General features: G+C 60.7%; 21 protein-coding genes, 2 tRNA genes, 1 rRNA gene and 1 pseudogene. 9 read left to right on the top strand and 16 right to left on the bottom strand.

Going from position 1 to position 19,581, the window contains the following annotated elements; all coding sequences use genetic code 11:
* Window positions 1-24: 24 nt before the first annotated feature.
* The 3 genes from C484_RS17080 to yciH all read left to right on the top strand — a co-directional run bounded on the left by C484_RS17080 (window position 25) and on the right by yciH (window position 4,310).
* Window positions 25-1,218: a DUF58 domain-containing protein gene (locus C484_RS17080; RefSeq protein WP_006827138.1), complete on the top strand. Its 1,194-nt coding sequence runs from the start codon at window positions 25-27 to the stop codon at window positions 1,216-1,218.
* Complete coding sequence (locus C484_RS17075) at window positions 1,215-3,704, top strand: transglutaminase family protein (RefSeq protein WP_006827137.1); 2,490 nt, start codon at window positions 1,215-1,217, stop codon at window positions 3,702-3,704. Before C484_RS17080 ends, C484_RS17075 begins: the two co-directional genes overlap by 4 nt.
* A 222-nt stretch (window positions 3,705-3,926) precedes the next feature.
* Entirely contained in the window at window positions 3,927-4,310 is a 384-nt protein-coding gene (yciH, locus tag C484_RS25025; protein ID WP_006827136.1) for a translation initiation factor, read from the top strand.
* 243 nt (window positions 4,311-4,553) lie between these two features.
* Here the strand turns inward: yciH and C484_RS17065 are convergent, their stop codons facing one another.
* Complete coding sequence (locus C484_RS17065) at window positions 4,554-4,997, bottom strand: rhodanese-like domain-containing protein (protein ID WP_006827135.1); 444 nt, start codon at window positions 4,995-4,997, stop codon at window positions 4,554-4,556.
* A 110-nt stretch (window positions 4,998-5,107) separates the two neighbouring features.
* Window positions 5,108-5,752 carry an NUDIX hydrolase gene (locus C484_RS17060; protein WP_006827134.1) on the bottom strand — a complete coding sequence of 215 codons (645 nt, stop codon included), beginning with the start codon at window positions 5,750-5,752 and terminating at the stop codon, window positions 5,108-5,110.
* Between the two features lie 92 nt (window positions 5,753-5,844).
* Between C484_RS17060 and C484_RS17055 the strand changes: the two genes are divergently transcribed.
* On the top strand, window positions 5,845-6,336 hold the full coding sequence (locus C484_RS17055) for an NUDIX hydrolase (protein ID WP_006827133.1): 492 nt from the start codon (window positions 5,845-5,847) through the stop codon (window positions 6,334-6,336).
* A 36-nt stretch (window positions 6,337-6,372) separates the two neighbouring features.
* Here the strand turns inward: C484_RS17055 and C484_RS17050 are convergent, their stop codons facing one another.
* From C484_RS17050 to C484_RS17005, 9 genes are all read right to left on the bottom strand, one after another.
* Window positions 6,373-6,795: a DUF5809 family protein gene (locus C484_RS17050; protein WP_006827132.1), complete on the bottom strand. Its 423-nt coding sequence runs from the start codon at window positions 6,793-6,795 to the stop codon at window positions 6,373-6,375.
* A gap of 52 nt (window positions 6,796-6,847) precedes the next feature.
* The gene (locus tag C484_RS17045; protein ID WP_006827131.1) at window positions 6,848-7,303 is read right to left on the bottom strand and encodes a DUF5810 domain-containing protein; all 456 of its coding nucleotides are present in this window, start codon (window positions 7,301-7,303) and stop codon (window positions 6,848-6,850) included.
* Window positions 7,304-7,400: 97 nt separating this feature from the next.
* A complete protein-coding gene (gene rimI / locus C484_RS17040) occupies window positions 7,401-7,907 on the bottom strand; it encodes a ribosomal protein S18-alanine N-acetyltransferase (protein ID WP_006827130.1) in 507 nt (168 codons plus the stop codon).
* Between the two features lie 50 nt (window positions 7,908-7,957).
* Window positions 7,958-8,275 carry a hypothetical protein gene (locus C484_RS17035; RefSeq protein ID WP_006827129.1) on the bottom strand — a complete coding sequence of 106 codons (318 nt, stop codon included), beginning with the start codon at window positions 8,273-8,275 and terminating at the stop codon, window positions 7,958-7,960.
* Window positions 8,275-9,735: a sodium-dependent transporter gene (locus tag C484_RS17030; RefSeq protein WP_083867368.1), complete on the bottom strand. Its 1,461-nt coding sequence runs from the start codon at window positions 9,733-9,735 to the stop codon at window positions 8,275-8,277. Before C484_RS17030 ends, C484_RS17035 begins: the two co-directional genes overlap by 1 nt.
* Before the next feature lie 105 nt (window positions 9,736-9,840).
* Window positions 9,841-10,335: a DUF892 family protein gene (locus tag C484_RS17025; RefSeq protein ID WP_006827127.1), complete on the bottom strand. Its 495-nt coding sequence runs from the start codon at window positions 10,333-10,335 to the stop codon at window positions 9,841-9,843.
* Between the two features lie 83 nt (window positions 10,336-10,418).
* Window positions 10,419-10,700, bottom strand: a complete 282-nt coding sequence (locus C484_RS17020; RefSeq protein WP_006827126.1) for a DUF6360 family protein — start codon at window positions 10,698-10,700, stop codon at window positions 10,419-10,421.
* 493 nt (window positions 10,701-11,193) lie between these two features.
* A complete protein-coding gene (locus C484_RS17010) occupies window positions 11,194-12,969 on the bottom strand; it encodes a nitrite/sulfite reductase (protein ID WP_006827124.1) in 1,776 nt (591 codons plus the stop codon).
* A 177-nt stretch (window positions 12,970-13,146) separates the two neighbouring features.
* Window positions 13,147-13,497, bottom strand: a complete 351-nt coding sequence (locus C484_RS17005; protein WP_006827123.1) for a hypothetical protein — start codon at window positions 13,495-13,497, stop codon at window positions 13,147-13,149.
* Window positions 13,498-13,720: 223 nt separating this feature from the next.
* Between C484_RS17005 and C484_RS23750 the strand changes: the two genes are divergently transcribed.
* The 4 genes from C484_RS23750 to C484_RS16990 all read left to right on the top strand — a co-directional run bounded on the left by C484_RS23750 (window position 13,721) and on the right by C484_RS16990 (window position 15,849).
* On the top strand, window positions 13,721-13,888 hold the full coding sequence (locus C484_RS23750; RefSeq protein WP_006827122.1) for a hypothetical protein: 168 nt from the start codon (window positions 13,721-13,723) through the stop codon (window positions 13,886-13,888).
* Window positions 13,889-14,189: 301 nt separating this feature from the next.
* A complete protein-coding gene (locus C484_RS17000; RefSeq protein WP_006827121.1) occupies window positions 14,190-14,891 on the top strand; it encodes a DUF7119 family protein in 702 nt (233 codons plus the stop codon).
* Between the two features lie 143 nt (window positions 14,892-15,034).
* Window positions 15,035-15,108, top strand: a tRNA-Lys gene (locus C484_RS16995).
* Window positions 15,109-15,426: 318 nt separating this feature from the next.
* Window positions 15,427-15,849: an SPW repeat domain-containing protein gene (locus C484_RS16990; protein WP_239641003.1), complete on the top strand. Its 423-nt coding sequence runs from the start codon at window positions 15,427-15,429 to the stop codon at window positions 15,847-15,849.
* 382 nt (window positions 15,850-16,231) lie between these two features.
* On the opposite strand, the gene C484_RS16985 is transcribed toward C484_RS16990, so the two are convergent.
* Window positions 16,232-17,248, bottom strand: a complete 1,017-nt coding sequence (locus C484_RS16985; protein WP_083867367.1) for a methyltransferase — start codon at window positions 17,246-17,248, stop codon at window positions 16,232-16,234.
* A 159-nt stretch (window positions 17,249-17,407) separates the two neighbouring features.
* Here C484_RS16985 and C484_RS16980 point away from each other — a divergent pair, with 159 nt between their 5' ends.
* A complete protein-coding gene (locus tag C484_RS16980) occupies window positions 17,408-17,599 on the top strand; it encodes a hypothetical protein (protein ID WP_006663579.1) in 192 nt (63 codons plus the stop codon).
* 163 nt (window positions 17,600-17,762) lie between these two features.
* Here C484_RS16980 and C484_RS16975 read toward each other — a convergent pair whose 3' ends face one another.
* The 4 genes and pseudogenes from C484_RS16975 to rrf all read right to left on the bottom strand — a co-directional run bounded on the left by C484_RS16975 (window position 17,763) and on the right by rrf (window position 19,521).
* Window positions 17,763-18,647 carry an IS1595 family transposase gene (locus tag C484_RS16975; protein WP_006827118.1) on the bottom strand — a complete coding sequence of 295 codons (885 nt, stop codon included), beginning with the start codon at window positions 18,645-18,647 and terminating at the stop codon, window positions 17,763-17,765.
* Window positions 18,648-18,868: 221 nt separating this feature from the next.
* Window positions 18,869-18,955 (bottom strand): annotated as a pseudogene (locus C484_RS22480) (integrase core domain-containing protein); the annotation flags it as partial.
* 231 nt (window positions 18,956-19,186) lie between these two features.
* A tRNA-Cys gene (locus tag C484_RS16970) sits at window positions 19,187-19,262 on the bottom strand.
* A gap of 137 nt (window positions 19,263-19,399) precedes the next feature.
* Window positions 19,400-19,521 (bottom strand): 5S ribosomal RNA (rrf, locus tag C484_RS16965).
* Window positions 19,522-19,581 lie beyond the last annotated feature (60 nt).

The following is a 19,581-nucleotide window of genomic DNA, read 5'->3' as shown; positions in this document are numbered from 1 at the left end:
ACCGGAGGTAACCGAAACGGACGTATGCACGTGACACTCACACGCCGCGGCTGGGCCGTCCTCGCCATCATCTGTCTCTCGGTCGCGATGGGGTGGCAGTACGGCCCGCGGTCGCTGAACGCCGTCGTCGCGCCGCTGCTCGTTATCCTGCTGGCCGGTTTCGTCGTGACGCTCCGTCTCGACCGTCCCACGGTCAGACGGCTGCCGATGGACGACGGGTTCGTCGGCGAGGCCCGCGAAGCCGCGTTCGCCGTCGAGACGACCGGCGACGTGGCGGCGACCGTCCGTGACGAAATCGGAACGGGACTCGTCCTCGAAACGGATGAGACGAGAACGCATGCACCCGGATCGGAATCGATGACCACGCACACCCCGGCGACGGAAACGATTCTCGACGGTGAGACGCGAGTAACCTACAACGTGGCGCTTGCGTCCCGTGGCGATCGAACGATCGGACCAGCAACGATCACGATACGCGATGTCTTCGGACTCGTCACGCGTCGGTTCGAGTTCAGCGAGACGAGTTCGGTAACGGTCTACCCGCAGGTGTACGAGCTGCAGGGCGCGTTGGACAAGCGATTGCACGAGTTCGCCGACGCGACGGCCCGACGCAACCGCGAGGAGTTCGATCACCTCCGGGAGTATCGCCGCGGGGACTCGCTGCGCGATGTCCACTGGAAGGCAGCGGCCAAACAGCCCGAAGACGACCTCGTCGTCACGGAGTACGCTGCCGATGCGAGCCTCGAAACGGTTACTATCGCTGCCGAATGTGTGACGGGACTGGAAGACGAACTCGCGACGGCGGTTGCGAGCATCGTGACGGCGCTTCGCGAGACGAGTATTCGGGTCGGCCTCGTCGTGGACGGAACGGTCGTTCAGCCGAGTTCCGACGCCGGACACTACTACGAACTGCTCGCCGTCCTCGCCGCCCTCGAGACGGGTGCAGGGACGGCGGCGCTCACGGATCGCGACCGGGGCGATGCTGAGATCCGCGTTACAGCGCGAACGAGGGCAGTTTCGGTCGTCATCGGCGAGGGAGAGGCCGAACACGAAATTCCCTTCGAGCGGTTGCGAGGCGCTAGCGAGCGCGCGCGGCCGGGGCCGGCCGCTGACGGCGGTAATCGCAGGAACGCCGGACAGCGGGCTACGGGGACAGGAGATGGTGACGGTACGGGGGGGACGGGGACGGGGACGCAGCGATCGGGGGTGCTCACATGAGCACGGACGCCGAGTCTCGTCGCACGGAGCGGACGATCTCCCTCGGCGGAACGGGGACGGGTCGAAACGAAACCGGACGAACGGTCGGCCCCGGTGCGTTCCGCACGCTCGCACTCGGCTGCGTCCTGGTGTTGCTCGCGTCGATCGTCTCCGTTCTACAGGACGTGACGCGGGTCGTCGGCGGAACGGACTCGCTGTTCGTCCTCGCGGGCACGATGTTGCTCGCCGCGACGCTTCTCGCCCGCCTGATCCGTCCGCGGACTGCCACGATCGCCGCGGTGACGGCAGCCAGCCTCGGGTTTGCGTACTATCTCGAGGCCAGCGGCGTCGGCGTCGGCGTCGTCCTCTCGGCAACCGAGTCGCTGCTCGCAGACGTTGTCACGCTCGTTACCGGTCTCTCGCTGCTTCGAACGGTCGAAGCCAGCGCCCTGACGCTCGGTCTCGTTCCCGCACCCGTCTTCCTCTCGTGGTACCTTGCACTCCGGGGTCGATACGCCCTGAGCGTGCTCCCCAGCGGCTTCGCGCTTTGCTTTCTCGTCCTGACCGGCGACGCCGACCTTACGATCACCCTGATCGGCACTCTCGCCGCACTGGGTACCGTCGGCTTCGGTGAACTCGAGCGCCGCGGCGGCTCGATCGCCCAGGCGGACCTGCTTGCCGTCCTCTTCGCACTGATCATCGTCCTCTCGCTGTCCGTCACGTTCGTCCCCGGAAACGCAACCGGCCCGGTCACGCTCGATCGCGGCGGCCCGAGTTCACTCGAGGGAGCCATCGACTCCGCCGGCCAGCGCTCCGGCTTTACCGGCCAGGTCGACCTCTCACCCGAGGTCCGGTTCACCGTCGAGTCCGAGCAGGCCTCGTACTGGCGTACCGGCGTCTACGATCGCTTTACCGGCGACGAATGGGTCCGAAGCGGACAGTTGCAGTCGCTCAACGGACCGATAAACTCCCCGCCCGGCGAGTACGACGTCGCCCGGCAGGTCGTCACCGCCGAAACTGAACTCGGCGTCATGCCGGTCGCCCCCCAGCCGCTGTCCGTCAGCGAGGGAGCCGCACAGTACGCCGAAGTGACGCGACACGGCCAGGTTCACCCATCGACGACGCTGATCAAGGACGACAGCTACGTCGTCGAGAGCGCGATCATCGACAGCGATCCCGCTTCACTCAAGCAAGCGGGGACGGACTACCCCGACGAAATCGAAGAGTACTACCTGCAACTGCCGGAAGGAACCTCGTCAGAATTCGACGATCGAACCGCCACGGTGACCGAAGACGCTGACAATCCGTACGAAACAGCAGCGACGATCGAATCGTACCTCCGCTCGTCGAAGGGCTACTCACTCGACATCGAGCAACCAAACGGGAACGTCGCCGACGAGTTCCTCCTGGAGATGGACGAGGGCTACTGCATCTACTTCGCGACCACGATGACGCAAATGCTTCGCGCTGAGGACATCCCCGCCCGGTACGTCACGGGCTATACGAGCGGCCAGCAAGTCGACGACAATACCCACGTCGTCCGCGGTCTCGACGCCCACGCCTGGGTCGAAGTCTACTTCCCCGACCACGGCTGGGTCTCGTTCGATCCCACCCCGGGCGGCGAGCGCGACGCCGTGCACATGGATCGCCTGCAGGAGGCCCGCGAGAACGGCAACGAAAACGTCGATACCGATGCCAGCGAGGGCGTTCCGATCCGCAACGACAGCGAGGACGATCCCGACGACGGGTCGTCACCCGACCCGACCGAACCCAGTCCGCCCGATAACGGAACCGATCCAACCGATCCGACCGACCCGAACAACTCCAGCGACCCCAACGGAACGAATACCACCGATCCCACCCGTCCCAACCCCGGCACGCCGGCCGCGCAGGACGGCGACGGCGAGGACGACGATACCAACCCGCTCGCGACCACGATCCCGCGCGAGTTCCTCGCGTTCACGGCCGTCGCCCTCGTCGGACTGGCCGCCGCCGTCCACCGCACCGGCGGACGCGAACTCTACTTCCGCACGATCGGACTGTACTGGCAGCGCCGCCACGACGACCCCGCCCGGGACACCGAACGCGCCTACCGCCGCCTCGAACGCCTCTTCGAACGCGAGTTCAGGTCGCGCCGTCCCGGTGAATCACCGCGGGCGTATGTGAGTGCCCTGGGAGCGCAGGCAGCGACTACGTTACCGTCGGACCAGTCAGCAGAGTCAGGGCCACAGCCCCGATCACAGGGAGATCCACAGTCACGTTCAGACGCCCATTCGGATTCACAGGCACACTTGCCCACCCACTCACAGTCACCACACACACCCGACCCAACCGATCCACGGGTCGAACACGTCCTCGCGTGCTACGAGCAGGCCATCTACGGGACCGGCGTCACCCCCGACGACGCCGCGACCGCCATCGAGTTCGTCGATGAACTCGCACGCGAGCGGTTACCGTTCGTGAGATCGGATACAGACACAGGGCCGGACGCAGACGGACTGCTGTAAGTCAGTTCCGGCGCAACCGCCGCAACCGCAGGACGGTCGCGCTTGCGCCGGGCAATCGGTACAGCAGACCGTATCAGACGATCCGGAACCCGACGCGGGCTACCACTGACCGCATTCGGTCCGGACTGGGCCCATCAGACCACGGGTTACTGAAAAAGAACCACGCGACAGCATGTAGGTCCCGATAGTGTTTAATATGGCCATTTCGTAGCAAGGAACGTAATGTCGGAAGTCTGCTCGACGTGCGGGCTGCCCGAGGAACTCTGCGTCTGCGAGGACGTGGCCAAGGGACAACAGCAACTCACCATCCGCATTGACGAGCGCAGATACGGTAAGGAGGTAACGATCGTCGAAGGATTCGATCCGAAGGATGTCGACCTAGACAGTCTCTCGNCCATCCGCATTGACGAGCGCAGATACGGTAAGGAGGTAACGATCGTCGAAGGATTCGATCCGAAGGATGTCGACCTAGACAGTCTCTCGTCGGATCTCAAGTCCAAGTTTGCCTGCGGAGGGACCGTCGAGGACGGTCACATCGAACTCCAGGGCAACCACACCGGACGCATCGAGGAGTTCCTTCGGGACCGCGGCTTCAACGTCGCCTAACTGATGCCCGCGATGCTCTGAGACGACTTCCGAACTCGCGACCCGCTGTATCGGGCCGTCAACTTCACTGTCGGTTTTGTTTCGAGTCTCCGGAGTGCCAACGGTCTGAATAGCGTCGCCACCGACTACAACGTCTCTCACTGTCAAAACGCGCCATCGACGGTACCGAACGGCGAATCGCCGAAAAGGATGGCGACACGCGTCCGCCTCGAAGAGTGTCGATCGGGGGACAGGATAGCATCGCTAGAACGGGGATTCGGCGTTCGTACTGGCCGGCTCGTTGGCCCCATTCCCATCGGAGCTCCGGTCGCCGGCGGCGAGGCCGTACTTGAGCCCGTATTTTTCGAGGCCGCCGGCCATACTCTCGATTCGCGCATCCGCCGTTCCTTCGTACGATCCGAGGAGTTGAGCCGCCTGCACGCTCGCCTTGCCGTGCGGACAGACGGTGACGATCCGATCCGCGTCCTCGAGTTCGTCGACGCGGCCGGTCAGTTCCTGAAAGGGGATGTTTTCGCTGCCGGGGATACGGCTGTGGGCGAAACTGCGTTCGTCGCGGATATCGACGACTCGAACGACGGTATCGGAGTCCGCATCCGCGTTCGCTCCGTTCGTCCCGTTCGAACCGGTATCATCGGTATCCGTGTTCAGGAGATCTTTGACCTCGTCCGGAGAGATTTCGCCATCCATCACTCCCGCGTTGGAACGCCGGAAGAATAAGGCCACGGGTCGGGTGCGTCGTCTGCGACGACGCGGAGGTGCGGAGATACAAAGGGAGGAAGGCGGGGACACCGCCACAATCACCCCAGGTCGAGCATCCCGTCTTCCGCCGCGAGTAACAACGCCGTCAGCGTCGCATCGTTCGCCGGTCGCTCGCGCGCCCGGTCGAGCGCCTCCGTCACGGGCACCGTCGTGATCTCGAGGAACTCGTTGCTGTCGAGTTCACGCTCGCCGGGCACCAGCCCATCGGCGTAGACGATGCCGCGGTCGTGTCGGAGGACGCCCGTCGCGACCGCATACTCCTGCAGGAGGACCGTACTCGACGGGCGAAATCCGGTTTCCTCCTCAAGTTCGCGCGTCGCGGCTTCCGTGTAGGATTCGCCGTCCTCGACGATACCGGCGGGGAGTTCGAGGTGGGTCTCGTGGACGGGTGGACGGTACTGTTCGACGAACAGCAGGTGGTCGTCGGTTGCGTCGATTCCAGTACCGGTGCTGCCGGAGCCGTCTGCGTCACCATCGCGTGCGGCCGTGGCTTCGGTGTCCGATACATCTTCGAGCACGCGGCCGTCGACGCGCGCGACGACGACGACCGACGACGGCAAGTCTGCCCAGTAGTAGCGTTTTTCCGTGCCATCCGGTTGTTCGAGCAGGTCGTAGCCGCCGTCGTACCACGGCGTCTCGTACTCGATCACTTCCTCGAGAACGCTCCACTCGTCGGCAGTCATCGTCGGAGTGTGGGCGCTCGAAGACGTAATAGGTACTGTTCGAACGAGACAACGACCGAACGTATTTGTCGAAAGCGCGCGCTTGGTCGGACGTGCTTGACGACGAGTTCACCGACACTGACGTGCCGCACGAGGAGCAGACGCTTCACCTCTCCGAACCGTCGTTCGAATCGTTCCGCGAGTGGGGCGTCGAGGGAACAGCGCTCACCGCCGCCGCACGCGTCCGTGATAGTGACGGGAGAATCGCGCTCGTCAAAAACCACTGGGCCGACGGCTGGGTACTTCCCGGCGGTGCGGTCGAACCTGGCGAACGACTGCGTGACGCCGCTGGGCGCGAAATCCGCGAGGAGACGGGACTGCGAGCGACGATACACGACCCGCTGCTCGTTCTGGGGCAGACGTACCGTTCGGCGGCCGACGACTCCTTTCGAGCAGCATACGTCGTCTTTGCGGCCAGCGCCGACGGGCCGATCGCAGACGCGGAATCACTCGGCGTCTCTCCCGACGAAATCAGGGCCGCACGATGGTTCGACACGCTCCCCGACAACCTCCACGACGGCGCGTTGCTTCGGCCGTACCTGTGACTGTGACTCGACCGTGACCGCAACGCCGACGCACAGCTAGTCGGCGGCCTCGAAGTAATCGCGATACAACCGCCCGAACGCCTGTCGGCGCACCGTCCCGACGGCCGCCTCCTCCTCGTTCTGGAAGGTTGCGGCGACCGCCTCGTCGGCCGGCCCGGCGTGCCAGACGACGTTCTCGACGTTCTCGTTCCCGACCACCGTCACCTCGCCGTCGTAGCCGTCGCGCCACTCGCTGAACTCGTCGCTGGTGCCGACCGAGATTTCGAGGAGACTTGCAAACAGGGCGTCGCGGGCGGTTTCGACGACGGCGCTGGTGACGCGCTCGTCGTACTCCTCGCGATCGAACGACATGGCCTTTGCGACCTCGCGGACGACCGTCTGCGCCGCTGGGCCGAGTTCATCGTAGCGTTCGCGTGCCTCCTCGATCGACGCCGGCGTAACCGTCCCAACAGTGTGCATGTCTCGGTATGCGCGGGGCGGCCAGTTACCAATTGCGTGTTCGCGGGGGCCGTTAGTCGTCCGTCGCTTCGTCGTCCGGGTCCGCTGCGTCCGCGTCGTCGGTCGCATCTGCGAGCATTTGCTGGGTCATCTCCTGTGCTTCCTGCAGTGCACGTTCGGCCTCGGCCGACATCGAGCCACGGTTTGGCTGACGGCGCTGTCCGGCGAGGTCGGATTCAATTCCGGTCGGACGGCCGGGAGTATGGTCGTGGGCGTGGCCGTGATCGTGGTCGGGGTTGTCGTGACCACCCGTTCCTGCGCTCTCGAACTCGGGGGTGTCGATCTCGGATGCGTGCTCGCGGACGATTTGCCCTAACTCCGCCGGGGAGTGATCGGCCCAGTCCGGAGCGTGTTCCTCGAGCCATTCCTTGTGATCCGGACGGTCGAGCGATGCGGTGATCGCGAGATGGTTCGCAAGGTGCTCCGCGTCGGCCTGTTCGGCGTCACAGACCGGGCAGGCGTATCCCATAGGCGTCGTACGCACGCGGACGGTAAAACGTCCTCGTCCTTTCCCTCGCTGGCATCGGTACCGTCGGGATGAGACTGTGGTCCGTGCGAGCCGCTTATCACTCGAGCTGTCGGACCATCACGATCGCGTCCTCGTCGTTGCCGTAGTAGCCGGGAATCCGCCGGATCGGTTCGAATCCGAACTGGCGGTAGAGTCGTTTCGCGCGGTCGTTCGAGCGTCGTACTTCGAGTTTGATCGAATCTGCGCCGTGGGCAGTGAGGACGGCAACCGATCGCGAGAGAAGTGCAGAGCCGACGCCCATTTTGCGGCGGTCCGGATGGACGGCGATATCCTTGACGTGGCCGAGCTGGCGGCCGAACGAGGGTGACACGTCGGCGACGACGTAGCCCGCGATATCGCCGTTCGTGACGGCGACGAGAAAGCCGGGGTCGCCGAGAAAGCGGTCGAAGGCCTCGTACGGCCAGGGTTGGGGGAACGACTCGTTTTCGATGCGGACGACGGCCAGGAGGTCCGCCCGTTCGGCGGGACGGATCGCGAGTTCACCGTCGTTTCGGTCGCCGTGGCCGTGGCCATGATCGTCACCCTCTGGGGCCCGTACTGTCACAGGGCAACGTACGATGCCAGGTGGTAAAAACGGATGGTTCGATCGAGCGTTCAGAGACGTTCGAGCCGATTGATGTCAGCGTCCGACCAGTCGTAGAAGTGTCGATCGGTTTGGGTGACGACATCGACGCACTCGTTGTACTGGGCGCGGGCCCGGTCGGCGAGCGGGTCGTTGGGGTGGTCCTCGATCCACTCGCGGAGTTCGGCGAGCGCTTCCGGCGAGTAGGTGTCCATCCGGTCCTGATGCTCGAGGATGTCGACTTTGCGGCTTTCTTGGCGAAGCGTTCGGGTGAGCGCCCAGAGGGAGACGCCCCAGAACGCGAGTAGTGTGAACGCGAGCATGCCGAGAACCTCTGCGGAGAGCGCCATTAGTCGTCACCTCCGGTGACGCCGGCCGTATCAGTCGTATCGCGGCGGCCCTCGACGAGAGACATGATCGCGTAGCCGATGAGCGGGAAGAGGACGAGGACGAGCATCCCGGCGATCATCTCGGGTTCGCGGAAGTTCTCCCAGGCGAAGTACGCCATGATAAACAGCATGACGGCGGGGATGACGTACTTGATGACGGGATTCCACCACGTACCGATGTGGATACCGGCGTTTCGGTTGACCGTGAGCACGCGCAGTCGTTCGGGGCCGAGAACCCAGCCGATGACGCCGATGATGGCGAGCGTTGCGAGGGGGAGCCCCCAGTTTCCGAAGACGAAATCGAGGAAGTCGAGGACTTCGGTGGAGTAGGCGCTCGGGAGCCCGAGGAGCCAGATACCGCCACAGACGGCGAGGACGGTCTGCGTCCGGCTGAGTCGGGTTTCCTCGCTTACCGTCGTCACGCTCACTTCGGTGATGAGCAGGCCGGAGGTAAACGTCGCGAGGAAGAACCCGGCGAAAAAGAGGATGGCGACCAGTCCGCCGAGCGGAATCTCCGGGAAGACCTGCACCAGGGAGACGAACGCGAGACCGGTTCCGGCGTCGGGTTCGACGCCGACGGCGAAGACGACGGGGAAGATGGCAAGCGTCGCGAGGATAGCGATGCTCGATTCGCCGATCGCGGTAAAGACCCCGCCACCGAGTGGAACGTCGTCGTACTCCCGGAGATAACTGCCGACGGTCAGGGCGATACCCCACCCGAGTCCGGTCGAGAACAGCGCCTGTCCGAGCGCGGCGATCCAGGTCTCGCTCGCGATCAGGTACTCCCACTGCACGCCGAACGTGAACGCGATCCCCTCGCTGGCCCCCGGAAGTGTGAGCCCGCGGATCGCCATAATGACGAGCGAGATCACGAGCGCCGGCACCGCGTAGACGACGATCCGCTCGACGCCGCGTCGGATACCGAGCGCGAGAATGGCTGCGATCGAGCCCATCACGACCGTGTGAAGGGCGATCATCAGCGCCGGGTTCGCGAAGAAACTATCCATGAACGCCTGCGCCTCGAACCCGGGTGCCGTGAAGGTAAACAACAGGGAATGAACCGCGTAGTACAGCGTCCAGCCGATCAACGGCGAGTAGTACGACATCAGGGCGATGTTGACGAGCAAGACGACGACGCCGAACCCGACCATTCCACCTCGGCCGACGACATCACGAAACGCGCCGATGATGCCCTTGTTCGTATATCGCCCGAGTGCAACCTCCGCCATCAACCCGGGGACTGCGAGTAAAAACAGGAGGGTGAGGAACGCCAGTACGAACGCACCACCTCCGTTATCCCCCATTACGTAGGGGAAACGCCAAATATTTCCTGCACCAACCATGCCACCGATCATCGCCATCAGGAACCCGAATCGGGTCCCCCACTCGTCACGAGCCGTTTTCGGGGATGTGTCTGACATTATCTACCACTGCCTGTGTCAACGGACTGGACCATCGTATAAGTATCTCGTACGTTTACGAAACACTCACCGAGAAAAGAGAGTGGTAGTCGCTGATAGCGGTGCTTACTCAGCCGGAATGGCGTCCATCTCGTACGTCTCGGTCAACTCCTTCAGTTCGTCGAGTGCACCCTGTTCCTCTCGAAGGTTCTCCTCGAGAAGATCCGCTGCCTCGTCCATTCCAATCTGATCCGCAAGCGGGATCAAATTGCCGTAGGCCGCAATCTCGTAGTGCTCCGTCTTCTCCGCCGCCGCCATGTTGTGATAATCCAGTACCTCCTGGGACGGCTCCATCGACGTGAACTCTTCGTACTCCTCGATCAACCCCTCGATACCCACACACTCTTCTTTCTCCGGCGGTTCGCCGAACATGTCGAAGACCTCTTCGAGACGGTCGATATGCCCCTGGGTCTCCTCGCGGTGTTCCGCAAACGCCTCCGCGATCTCCTCGCGCTCGGTGTTCGACTCGAGTTCATCGAGCGCGTCGAGCAGTTCGTGTTCCGCGTGGTAGATGTTTTCGAGGCCGTGCTCGAACAGATCCTGAATGGTGTCAACGCTCATGGGACGATCACACGAGGCTTTGCCGGACGAGCGAAAAAGCGAGACGCCTGCCGTCGCAGGCGCACGGCGAGCCCGGTAAGCGGCTACTCCGCGGCGTCCTCGACCCGATCCGCGTACTTTTCGAGTTCACTCGCGAGCTCGCGGGCCTGATCCGGCGTCAACTCGAGTTCAGTCATGTGCTTGGGGAAATGTTGGTCGGTCGCGTTGTCGAGTTCGACCTGGAAGCGCACGCATTCGGGCTCCTCGCGGTCCGTCGTGGCGTTGGCGACGGCGACGGAATCGAACTCGAACTCGTGGCCCGTCGCCGTGGCTTCGACGTAGTCGAGCGTCGTGTACGCATTGACTCGCATCAGTCGGTCGGACATGGCTAGGGTCTCGGGGTATGGCTACTTAGGGACTTCCAACGGGTGGCCGGTCCGAGTGGTTGACACGGCCACGGACACCGACCGCATCGAGCGACCGGAATCGTCACGCCGGTCAACGCGACTGATCCAGCCCACACTGGTATCGAGGCGACGATGGAGACGGACACGGCTCAACCCACCGGCGGGCAGACCGGGGTCTCGTGATATCCCACCCACGAAGTGTCCGAGTTCCGCTAACCGACGCTGACGAGACAGGTCTCACGTTCGAGCAGAGAGTTCAGCGAGCGGATATCGAGAACAGCGACGCAACGGACGCGAGCCACGCGGTGTTTACCGCGATCGGAAACGACGGCACAGCGCGAACTCGGAACCGTTCCAGGCCTACCAGGCACGAACAGTCGTTCGATGCCGACGCCGAGAACGGAAAGTGGCGACCGACGGGTCATGGATACCCGCCGCGGCTACTGATATCGAAGACGGGGGAGTTAGCGGGTTAGTCGTCCGACGGAATCGGCGTCCCGTCCGCTCGCGCGGGCGCAGGTCCGTCGTCCAGTCCGTCCTCCGCCGCGTACGGATACCAGGTCTGCTTGGTGTTGTGCATGTACGGATCCTCGTAGCTCGTCTCCTCGGGTTCGACGAGTTCGGCTAACTCCTCGTCGTCGCGGTCGGCGACGAACTCGCGGAAGCTCTCGCCGTCCGTTCGGCGGTCGGCGAAGTTCTCGAGCAGGTTCTCGATCGCACCCGGCACTTCGTCGGCCGGGACGCGGTCTGCAACCCAGGAGGCGAACTGCGGGTTCTCGCCGAGGCCGCCGCCGAGACCGATGTCGAGCGCTTCGACGGGTTCGCCATCCTTGCGGGTCTTCATCCCGCGCAGGGAGACGTCGGCGATCTGGGGCTGGGCGCAGGAGGCGGTACAGCCCGAGAGGTGGATGTGGAAGTCCTCGACGCCCGCCGGCAGGTCGACGTTCTCGACCAGCCAGCGCGAGAACCGAACCTGCCGGTTCTTCGTCTCGACGATCGAAAGCGAACAGAACTCGGTGCCGGTACAGGCGATCGAGCCCCGCCGGAACGGGTGCGGATCGGGGCTGTACTCGTCGAAGACCTCGTTATCGAGCAAGGTGTCGACTTCCTCGTCCGGCACGTCCGTCAGGATGATGTTCTGGCGCTGCGTGAGCCGGACCTCACCGGAGGCGTGTTCCTCGGCGGCGTCGGCGATTTCGTAGGCGTCGTCGATACCGAGTCGGCCGACGAGGACGTTCAGGCCGATGTAGTTGTTGCCGTCGACCTGTTCGTGGACGCCGACGTGGTCGTGCTTGCCGTCCGCATCGCCGGCGTTGTAGCTGTAGGAGTGCCGAAGGTCCTCGCCCGCCGTCTCGAGTTCGAAATCGATATACTCGTCCTGAAGCGTCTCCCGAACCTTCTCGGGACCCCACTCGTCGACGAGGAACTTGATGCGAGCGTTGTAGCGGTTATCGCGGTCGCCGTGATCCCGGAAGAGCTTGGAGAGGCCACCCGCGACCTCGACCGCCTGCTCCGGCGTTGCGAAAACGTCGATATTCTTCGCAAAGCGGGGTTCGTTACGCGCCAGTCCGCCGCCGACGCGGACGTTGTAGCCCGTCACCGTCTCGCCGTCTACCTCCTTCTCGGCGGGCTCGAACGCCAGGTCGTTGATATCGCCCTGCCCGCAGCCCTCGTCACAGCCGGTCACGGAAACCTTCCACTTGCGGGGCAGGTTCGAGTGTGCTTCGTTCTGCTTGAACGTATCGTGGAGTTCGTAGGCCAGCTCGTTGGCATCGACGTGCTCGTGTTTGTCCTTTCCGGCAACCGGACAGCCGACGATGTTCCGCCAGGAGTCACCGCAGGCCTGCACCGTCGACAGTCCGGCGTCCTCGAGTTCATCGAAAATCTCGGGTACGTCCTCGATCCGGATCCAGTGCAGCTGGACGGCCTGTCGCGTCGTCACGTCGAGCCAGCCGTTACCGAACTCGGGATTCGCGACCGGACCGCGGGCGTACTCGTCCGCGATTTCGACGATCCGGCGGAACTGACCCGGCTCGAGCACGCCGCTTGGCGGCCCGATCCGCATCATGAAGTACGACTCCTGACCGGCGCGCTGGTGGTACAGTCCGTACCACTTGAAGCGCTCGAACCAGGCGTCGCGCTCGTCTTCCGGGATCGACTCCCAGCCTTCCTCGGCGAATCGCTCTATGTGGTCTCGAATGTCCGTGCCGTAGACCTCGTCCTTCCACTCCTCGACATCAGTAGGCATTTGCTCAGTCTATAGACCACGAGTCTTATACGCCCGTGCGTCGCGTCAGACCCGGCCGCCTCTAGCCAGTTGCGGAGGTTTTTGCCACCACATACTGACGCGATTCGGTCCGCCCGCACCGACCACAACAACCGGGGATTCGCCGTCAACCCCACGACAGCCGACCTCGGAGTCGAATTACTCCACCGACTCGAAACTCGAACAGGCCGCCCCATCCACAGCCCCCGTAATCGTCGACTGGACACCCGCCGGCTCGTACGGCTTGAACTCGCCGCCAACGATCCGACCAACCGGCAACGAATCGATACTGTCCCGCGTCCCACACTCGATACACATCCCCACCGCATCCGCGAGTACTCGATGATCCGAAACGTGAACGGCGGAAAACGCCTCGAGAAGAACGTGGGGCGTTTCACACGAACAGAACTCGCGCGTCGGAAGGGCCCAGATATCACTCACACCGACCTCACGGGAGTCGTTGATGCTGATCCAAGCCCCATCGTCGAGCGTTCGCAGTGCAATCGCCATCGGTATCTATGGACACTCTGTGCTGGACCCACCTCTGTCCGTCGATGGCTGCAACGTTTTGCCTCGCCGATGACACTCCAGATCGACCGAACCGACCGACAACGGCGACCTTCATGCCACTCTCCCGAACCGAGATGACGGCAACCATCTCCGCTATAACCGAGTACAGGTATCCATTGCACACGAGGCGTCACTTATGCGCTCTCCAACCAAATGAGCAGTCATGACTGACACGGCTGAACAAAGCCAACGACCCAGCCACAATCCGAACTCGGACACACCAGACCAGGACCGAGAACGCGATGACGCCCACCTCGACGATGTCGAAGAAGGCGCTGGCTGTACCGAAATCTGGGAACACCTCGCCGAGCAGCGCGACGACGAGGAGTGACGAAAACCCAGCCCTGAACTCGTCCCTGCGTTACCACGGCTCTGTGCCTCGATCTGTCTTCTCTACCTGCTGTGAAACGCTCATCATTGTCATTAGATAACAACACTCATGATGATATACTCCCTGTTTCCCTACCCACAGTTGGTACTCGCACAATAGAGAACAGACGATAGACAACGGACAACGGATAACAGACAATAGACAATAGATAATAGACACATACTCGCCACTCGAGTACTCTCCCACCGCTTCACAGGGAGCGACACTTTTCCCCCTCTGTTCCATAGACCAGTGCAGACCCATGACCGACAACCGGCCCGAAGAAAATTCACGCGGGCGCAATCGCGGTCCCGATGGACGGCCAATTCCAACCGACCGCGAATCACCCGTCGGCGCACCCGTCATCCGTGGCGACGAATCCGTCACCGGAACACGCGCCCGCAAAGCCGTCCAGTTCGATCCGACCGATCCCGATAGCCTTGACGCCGCCGCCGACACCGTCTCGCAGTTCGCAACCGGCACCACCGAAGACGACCACCTCTACATGCTCCGCGGTGCCGCCGCCTGCGCCGCACTCGTCCGCGGCGAAGGCTCCTACAAAGCCGCCGCCGAACGCGCCGGCCCCGACGTCACCGTCTCGTTCATCCGAAAATGGGCCCGCGTCCACGACCTCCCCCGATCCGTCCGCAAACAAGTCGCTCTCGGCCAAATCGCTCCCACCGCCGCCAAACACATCGCCCGCGTCGGCGGCGAAGCCCGCCTCCTCCTCGCCTGGGCCGCAATCGACGGCGACCTCACCGTCCGCGACATCCGCACCGTCGCCAGCACAATCAACGACGGAACCCCCGTCAATCGCGCCCTGACCAACCATGGCGTCCACCTCGGCCAACTCGAACTCTCGCTCTCTCCCGACACCTATCGCGACCTCCGCCGCCGCGCCTCCCTCAACGATACCACACCAGGTGAACTCGTCACCGATGCACTCGAACAATACTTCGAATGAACTAGCAGGTAGCGAATTGAGCGCTGACAACACAGGATCCAGTTCTACGGAGATCATACATCAGAAGATATACTATTACCGTCGGCCAGTCGGCAGCGAAGAAAGAAACGTTTAACCACTACTCGCCGATAGTGAAAACCACGGGGCCGGTAGCTCAGTCTGGCAGAGCGTCTGGCTTTTAACCAGACGGTCGCGTGTTCAAATCGCGCCCGGCCCGCTTTTGCTCCGAGCAATCAGGCGAGGAGCAACGCGACTAGCGTGATTTGAATCGCAGGGAGGTCGCGCGCAGCGGAGCAAGCACATCCGACCGTGTGTTCAAATCGCGCCCAGCCCGCTTCTTACTGTGATCACGGCTGTAAGCGTGAGCATTGGAACCAGCGAAGTTTTAGATGCAATGCGATCGCACGTAATGCAGAGAGGAGACATCCTCGCGTCGGTTACAATCGTACCCAGCCTCGTTCTATCACCAACAAATCCCAATCGCCAGAATATGATGTTTAAATGACTTTTTGTACAATCCCTGCAGTGGCTCTATATGGATCGCTCACGAATGGTATCTATGGGCAGTTCGGAATCCGCGACACCCACATCACCAACTGCAAAATCAGTTGCCCCGATCGTCGTCCGAACGGCCGGTGCAACCGCAGTCGTCGGCCTCCTCCTTCTGGCCTCGTCCATCGTCGTCACCATTACCGGGCTCCTCAACCTCCACAACGTCCTTCTCGGTGCGGTTATTGCAACCCTCGGTTCCGTCAACGCACTGCTATCAGACACCTATCAGTCACCAAATATCGCTCTCACACTCCTCCTCGCTCTCCTCGGCCTCTGGGTCATCGTCTCTCCGTTCGTGCTCGAGAACACACGAACGCTTGTCACCGTCATCAACGTCGGCGGTGGCCTCGCCGTTGTTCTCCTCGCCGGCACACAACTCTACGGTATGTTCGCGTTGTCAGAATAATCGCCCCATCATGGTCCTAGCTAAATCAGCGGAACCACGCTCTCGTGCAGTTCACCAGAATGCGCTCCATTCTGAGGACGGTGTTCTTGCACCAACTCACCGAGAAACACGATATCGACGAGATAGAGCCCCCCTCGTTGATGCTGGCAGATATCCGATTTCGTTCGCTACGAATTGAGCGATCAGCTCAACTTAGCAACCGAAACCACGCTAAAAAGTAGTTTCAAATATCCTGTTGAATAGCTTTTCTACAACTCCTCAGAGAGAGAGAGAAAACTGTAGCGTCGGCAAGTTCGTTTAGCAGCTGGAGATAGCGTACTTATCTGCATTAGTGACAAGAATGAAGAGTGATTTCTGAGATGTTATCCTTCGACTTCTCGTTTTAGGTGGGAGTTGCCTTGATAGCACCCAATAGATTATTTTTGCCGAATGTAGTTTCATTATGTTCCCAACCACTCTGTTCAAGCAACGATGCATACTCATCAGGCGTCCGTTCACGACCGGTCGTCCAGACAATCATCTGAATATCATAAAGTGCCCCAAAATGTGATGAATTCGACTCGGGGAGCACGTGTTCAAGAAGCACTAATTGCGCATCATCGGGAGCATGTTCCCGGATTGTTGTGAGGATTTGAATGGCTTGAGTATCGCTCCAGTCGTGAATTATGTGTTTGAGAAAATAGACATCAGCACTAGGCACTGCTTCGAACATATCCCCTGCAACATATGAGCAGCGGTCCGCCACTCCAAACTCTGTTGCTAAGTGCTGTGCCTCTTGTTCGACGATTTCTGGTTGTTCGAATACAGTACCAGTAAGAGATTGACGTGTAGAAAGAAAATCACATAGCAAGTAGCCGTATCCACCGGCGATGTCACAGATATGTGATTGCTCGGTGATTTCGAAATCGTTTAGCAATTCTTGTATTTCAGTTCCTTGAAGTCGAGAATAACTTTCCATTGCATCGTTAAACAAGGACGCAACTTCCGGGTTTGAATCCAAGTAATCGAATAATGGCTCCCCGAATTCACGAACATACGTATTCTGTTCTCCGTCCTCAATTAAGGACGGAAGCTGTGACCAAAGCGAATAATTCATCTGGCTGACCTCAAGAAGGAAATAATCCTTAAATGTGTGAGGATGATCCTCAGTGAGAAGTTTTCCCGAAGACGTCAATGAAAACGTTCCACCAGCTTCATTTACTACACCCAAGTGAGAAAGAGCTCTAAGAAACCGATATCCGTGATTTGGATCGATATCTAGTGTCGTGATAATCTCCTCAACGGGTTTGGGTTCTGTATCAACAACCTCGAACACGCCCAGTTTTATCCCAGTTCCAAGGATTTGCCCTTTCATTTGCCCGAACAACAAATCTCGTAAGTGAGATTTTGCAGGATCCATGATGTATCGTCAACCAACTACAAAGAGGACTATATAACTGATGGCAATATCATCAACATCAATTATGTTCCAACTTTAGGATATTCAACCTAAGTGACTATATAATAGTTGATAGAGGTTCCCTCTCGTGTACAATCAATAGAATGCCGGCCAGAGAACGTGCGGGCGATCGCGAGCAGGGCGATCGCCTTGGTCGGCTTCGCGGACCTAGTCGAACACTACGGTCCCGATCTCGCACTCCAGGCACGGCTGTTCTCTGATGAACTCCGCGCCAGTCATAACACCCCGCTCATGCAGGCAGTCGATGAACTCGTCTTCTCGACGAACAGTGATTTTGAGTCGTTCAACTAGTATCCTATTTCCAGTCGATATTATCAAATTGGCCGTTCTTTACGGCGAGATGGGCGAATTATTGCAGTAGCAGGAGACGTAGCTCCATTATGTCGATTCATGTCTGGGAGGCAGTTCCCTGCTCTCCATAACCACAATCGCTCTTCTAGGGCACATTGTTGATTCACAGCGTTGCTCGGATAGCGTGTTTGAGCGCTTCTTTCCCCGGCTTCCGGAACAGTTCTCTGCGTAGCTGAAACGCCGGAACGTAGGGAGTGAGCTTGTCTTTCGAGACGCCTCGATGGGGCGAGAGCCACGGGTCGCTCCTGCGACCCTGGCTCTCGCAGGTGTTGACATGGACCTCGTCGTCGGCGTATTCACCGTCGCTGTGGACGACGTATTCTCGGGTGATTTCATCGTCTTCGTCAAGTGGGTCGTAGGCCCGAAATCCGTCAGTGTAGACGGTCAACGACTCCTCCTCGCGGTCGGCGAGGAGGAGTCGGACGGTCGATTCGTCGGCGGATTTCGCGGGCACGACGTAGCGGTCACCGGTGCCACGCTCCACGAGAATGAACACCGGTGGCTTGTCGCTCTGGTACGATCCGCGTCCACGCGTGGAGAGGCCACGCGACCGCGACTCCCGTTCGCGGTCGCGAGCCTTCTTGCCGGCGGTCACGTACACTTCGTCGATCTCGACGGGGCCGACGAGGTCGAGGTGAGGCGCGTCGAGCGCTGTGACGAAGCACTCGACGTGCCGGTGGATCGTCTCGTACGTGACGTCGATCTCGGTCTGCAGTTGTCGAATACTGGTGTTGAACCGGAGAAACGCGTAGATCGAAAACAACCACTTGCGGAGCGCGATCTTCGAGTGGGCAAAAATCGTGCCGGTCTTGTCGTTGAACGTGCAGTCGCAATCCTTACAGAGATACCGTTGAAAGTGCCCGTAGCTGCCGTTCTTGACCGTCCGGTCAGAACGGCAGCGGGGGCATTCAACGCCGTCACGCCAGCGAACCTGCTGTAACAGGTCCGCTGCGAGCGATTCCGAGCCAAACATATCCAGCGGAATCATTCGTGATGGGCACCGCTGGCGCGGTGCCCTCGCCCTCTTCGACTTCTGAGCGACAGCTACAGAAGATCAACAATCTCCGCTAGAAGAGCGAACCACAATTATCACCATCGTTCCCATGATGGCCATTCGTCCCGGATCCATCCACAAAACTACTGATCGGCACCCAGACGGTTTTCTTAGGAGGTGTCATTGTTATCAGAAATTGAGATGACTGGCACTGTCTAGTTCTGAACCTCCTCAGCTGGAGTATTTCCGTCGAGCGTTTGATGCGGTCTGTGATGGTTGTAGTAATGCATGAACTGTTCGACAGTGCCAGTCTCTTCGTCAGCTCAGGGCGCGCGGAGATGTATGGTGCGTCCCGTCGATCGAGTCGCCAGAGTACTCGCGAGACTGGTCATGTCGCGACACCTCGGTTAGGCGTTGCTATCGCGGAATGCGATTAATTGGTATCTGTATTGAAAAAGTCGGAAAGTTCAATATGACCCCATCGTGTTGGGGTTGATCCCTACAAACCGGTTGGGTTGTAAGTATCTAATATAAGCCAAGGGCCGGATTTGAACCGGCGGTGGGCGGCTCTGCAGGCCGCTGCGTTCGGCCGGACTCTGCCACCTTGGCGCGAGTGAGTGTTATTACTGCGTTCGTTTAAGTATAGCGGTACGGGATAAGCAGGGATCCAAGGTACTTCACATTGGAGAAATACAAACTGCCCCACACAGCCGCTGCTGTGTGGGGCAACTCAGTATGAGTATGAGTGGAGGCGGCGAATCGAGTTTCCCAGAGGATCTCTCACTCCAGTACTCACCGATACGTAGGCGGGCTTATCGTCCGTGTTCGGGATGGGTACGGGAGGTGCCCCGCCGCTGTGGCCGCCCTAACGCCGATCAACGGAATCGAACCGTTGTCAAACCATAATCGGTGGTATGACCGTCATGTA

Source organism: Natrialba taiwanensis DSM 12281, from assembly GCF_000337595.1.
Lineage (GTDB): Archaea > Halobacteriota > Halobacteria > Halobacteriales > Natrialbaceae > Natrialba > Natrialba taiwanensis.
The sequence above is the reverse complement of the archived record's forward strand: the minus strand, read 5'-3'. Positions and strand labels throughout refer to the sequence as shown.

Excerpts from the sequence above, each read along its gene's own strand:
- C484_RS17080 (WP_006827138.1), top strand. The coding sequence starts at position 25 with ATGCACGTGACACTCACACGCCGCGGCTGGGCCGTCCTCGCCATCATC.
- C484_RS17075 (WP_006827137.1), top strand. The coding sequence starts at position 1,215 with ATGAGCACGGACGCCGAGTCTCGTCGCACGGAGCGGACGATCTCCCTC.
- C484_RS17065 (WP_006827135.1), bottom strand. The coding sequence starts at position 4,997 with ATGGATGGCGAAATCTCTCCGGACGAGGTCAAAGATCTCCTGAACACG.
- C484_RS17060 (WP_006827134.1), bottom strand. The coding sequence starts at position 5,752 with ATGACTGCCGACGAGTGGAGCGTTCTCGAGGAAGTGATCGAGTACGAG.
- C484_RS17050 (WP_006827132.1), bottom strand. The coding sequence starts at position 6,795 with ATGCACACTGTTGGGACGGTTACGCCGGCGTCGATCGAGGAGGCACGC.
- C484_RS17045 (WP_006827131.1), bottom strand. The coding sequence starts at position 7,303 with ATGGGATACGCCTGCCCGGTCTGTGACGCCGAACAGGCCGACGCGGAG.
- C484_RS17035 (WP_006827129.1), bottom strand. The coding sequence starts at position 8,275 with ATGGCGCTCTCCGCAGAGGTTCTCGGCATGCTCGCGTTCACACTACTC.
- C484_RS17030 (WP_083867368.1), bottom strand. The coding sequence starts at position 9,735 with ATGTCAGACACATCCCCGAAAACGGCTCGTGACGAGTGGGGGACCCGA.
- C484_RS17025 (WP_006827127.1), bottom strand. The coding sequence starts at position 10,335 with ATGAGCGTTGACACCATTCAGGATCTGTTCGAGCACGGCCTCGAAAAC.
- C484_RS17020 (WP_006827126.1), bottom strand. The coding sequence starts at position 10,700 with ATGTCCGACCGACTGATGCGAGTCAATGCGTACACGACGCTCGACTAC.
- C484_RS17010 (WP_006827124.1), bottom strand. The coding sequence starts at position 12,969 with ATGCCTACTGATGTCGAGGAGTGGAAGGACGAGGTCTACGGCACGGAC.
- C484_RS17005 (WP_006827123.1), bottom strand. The coding sequence starts at position 13,497 with ATGGCGATTGCACTGCGAACGCTCGACGATGGGGCTTGGATCAGCATC.
- C484_RS23750 (WP_006827122.1), top strand. The coding sequence starts at position 13,721 with ATGACTGACACGGCTGAACAAAGCCAACGACCCAGCCACAATCCGAAC.
- C484_RS17000 (WP_006827121.1), top strand. The coding sequence starts at position 14,190 with ATGACCGACAACCGGCCCGAAGAAAATTCACGCGGGCGCAATCGCGGT.
- C484_RS16990 (WP_239641003.1), top strand. The coding sequence starts at position 15,427 with ATGGATCGCTCACGAATGGTATCTATGGGCAGTTCGGAATCCGCGACA.
- C484_RS16985 (WP_083867367.1), bottom strand. The coding sequence starts at position 17,248 with ATGGATCCTGCAAAATCTCACTTACGAGATTTGTTGTTCGGGCAAATG.
- C484_RS16975 (WP_006827118.1), bottom strand. The coding sequence starts at position 18,647 with ATGATTCCGCTGGATATGTTTGGCTCGGAATCGCTCGCAGCGGACCTG.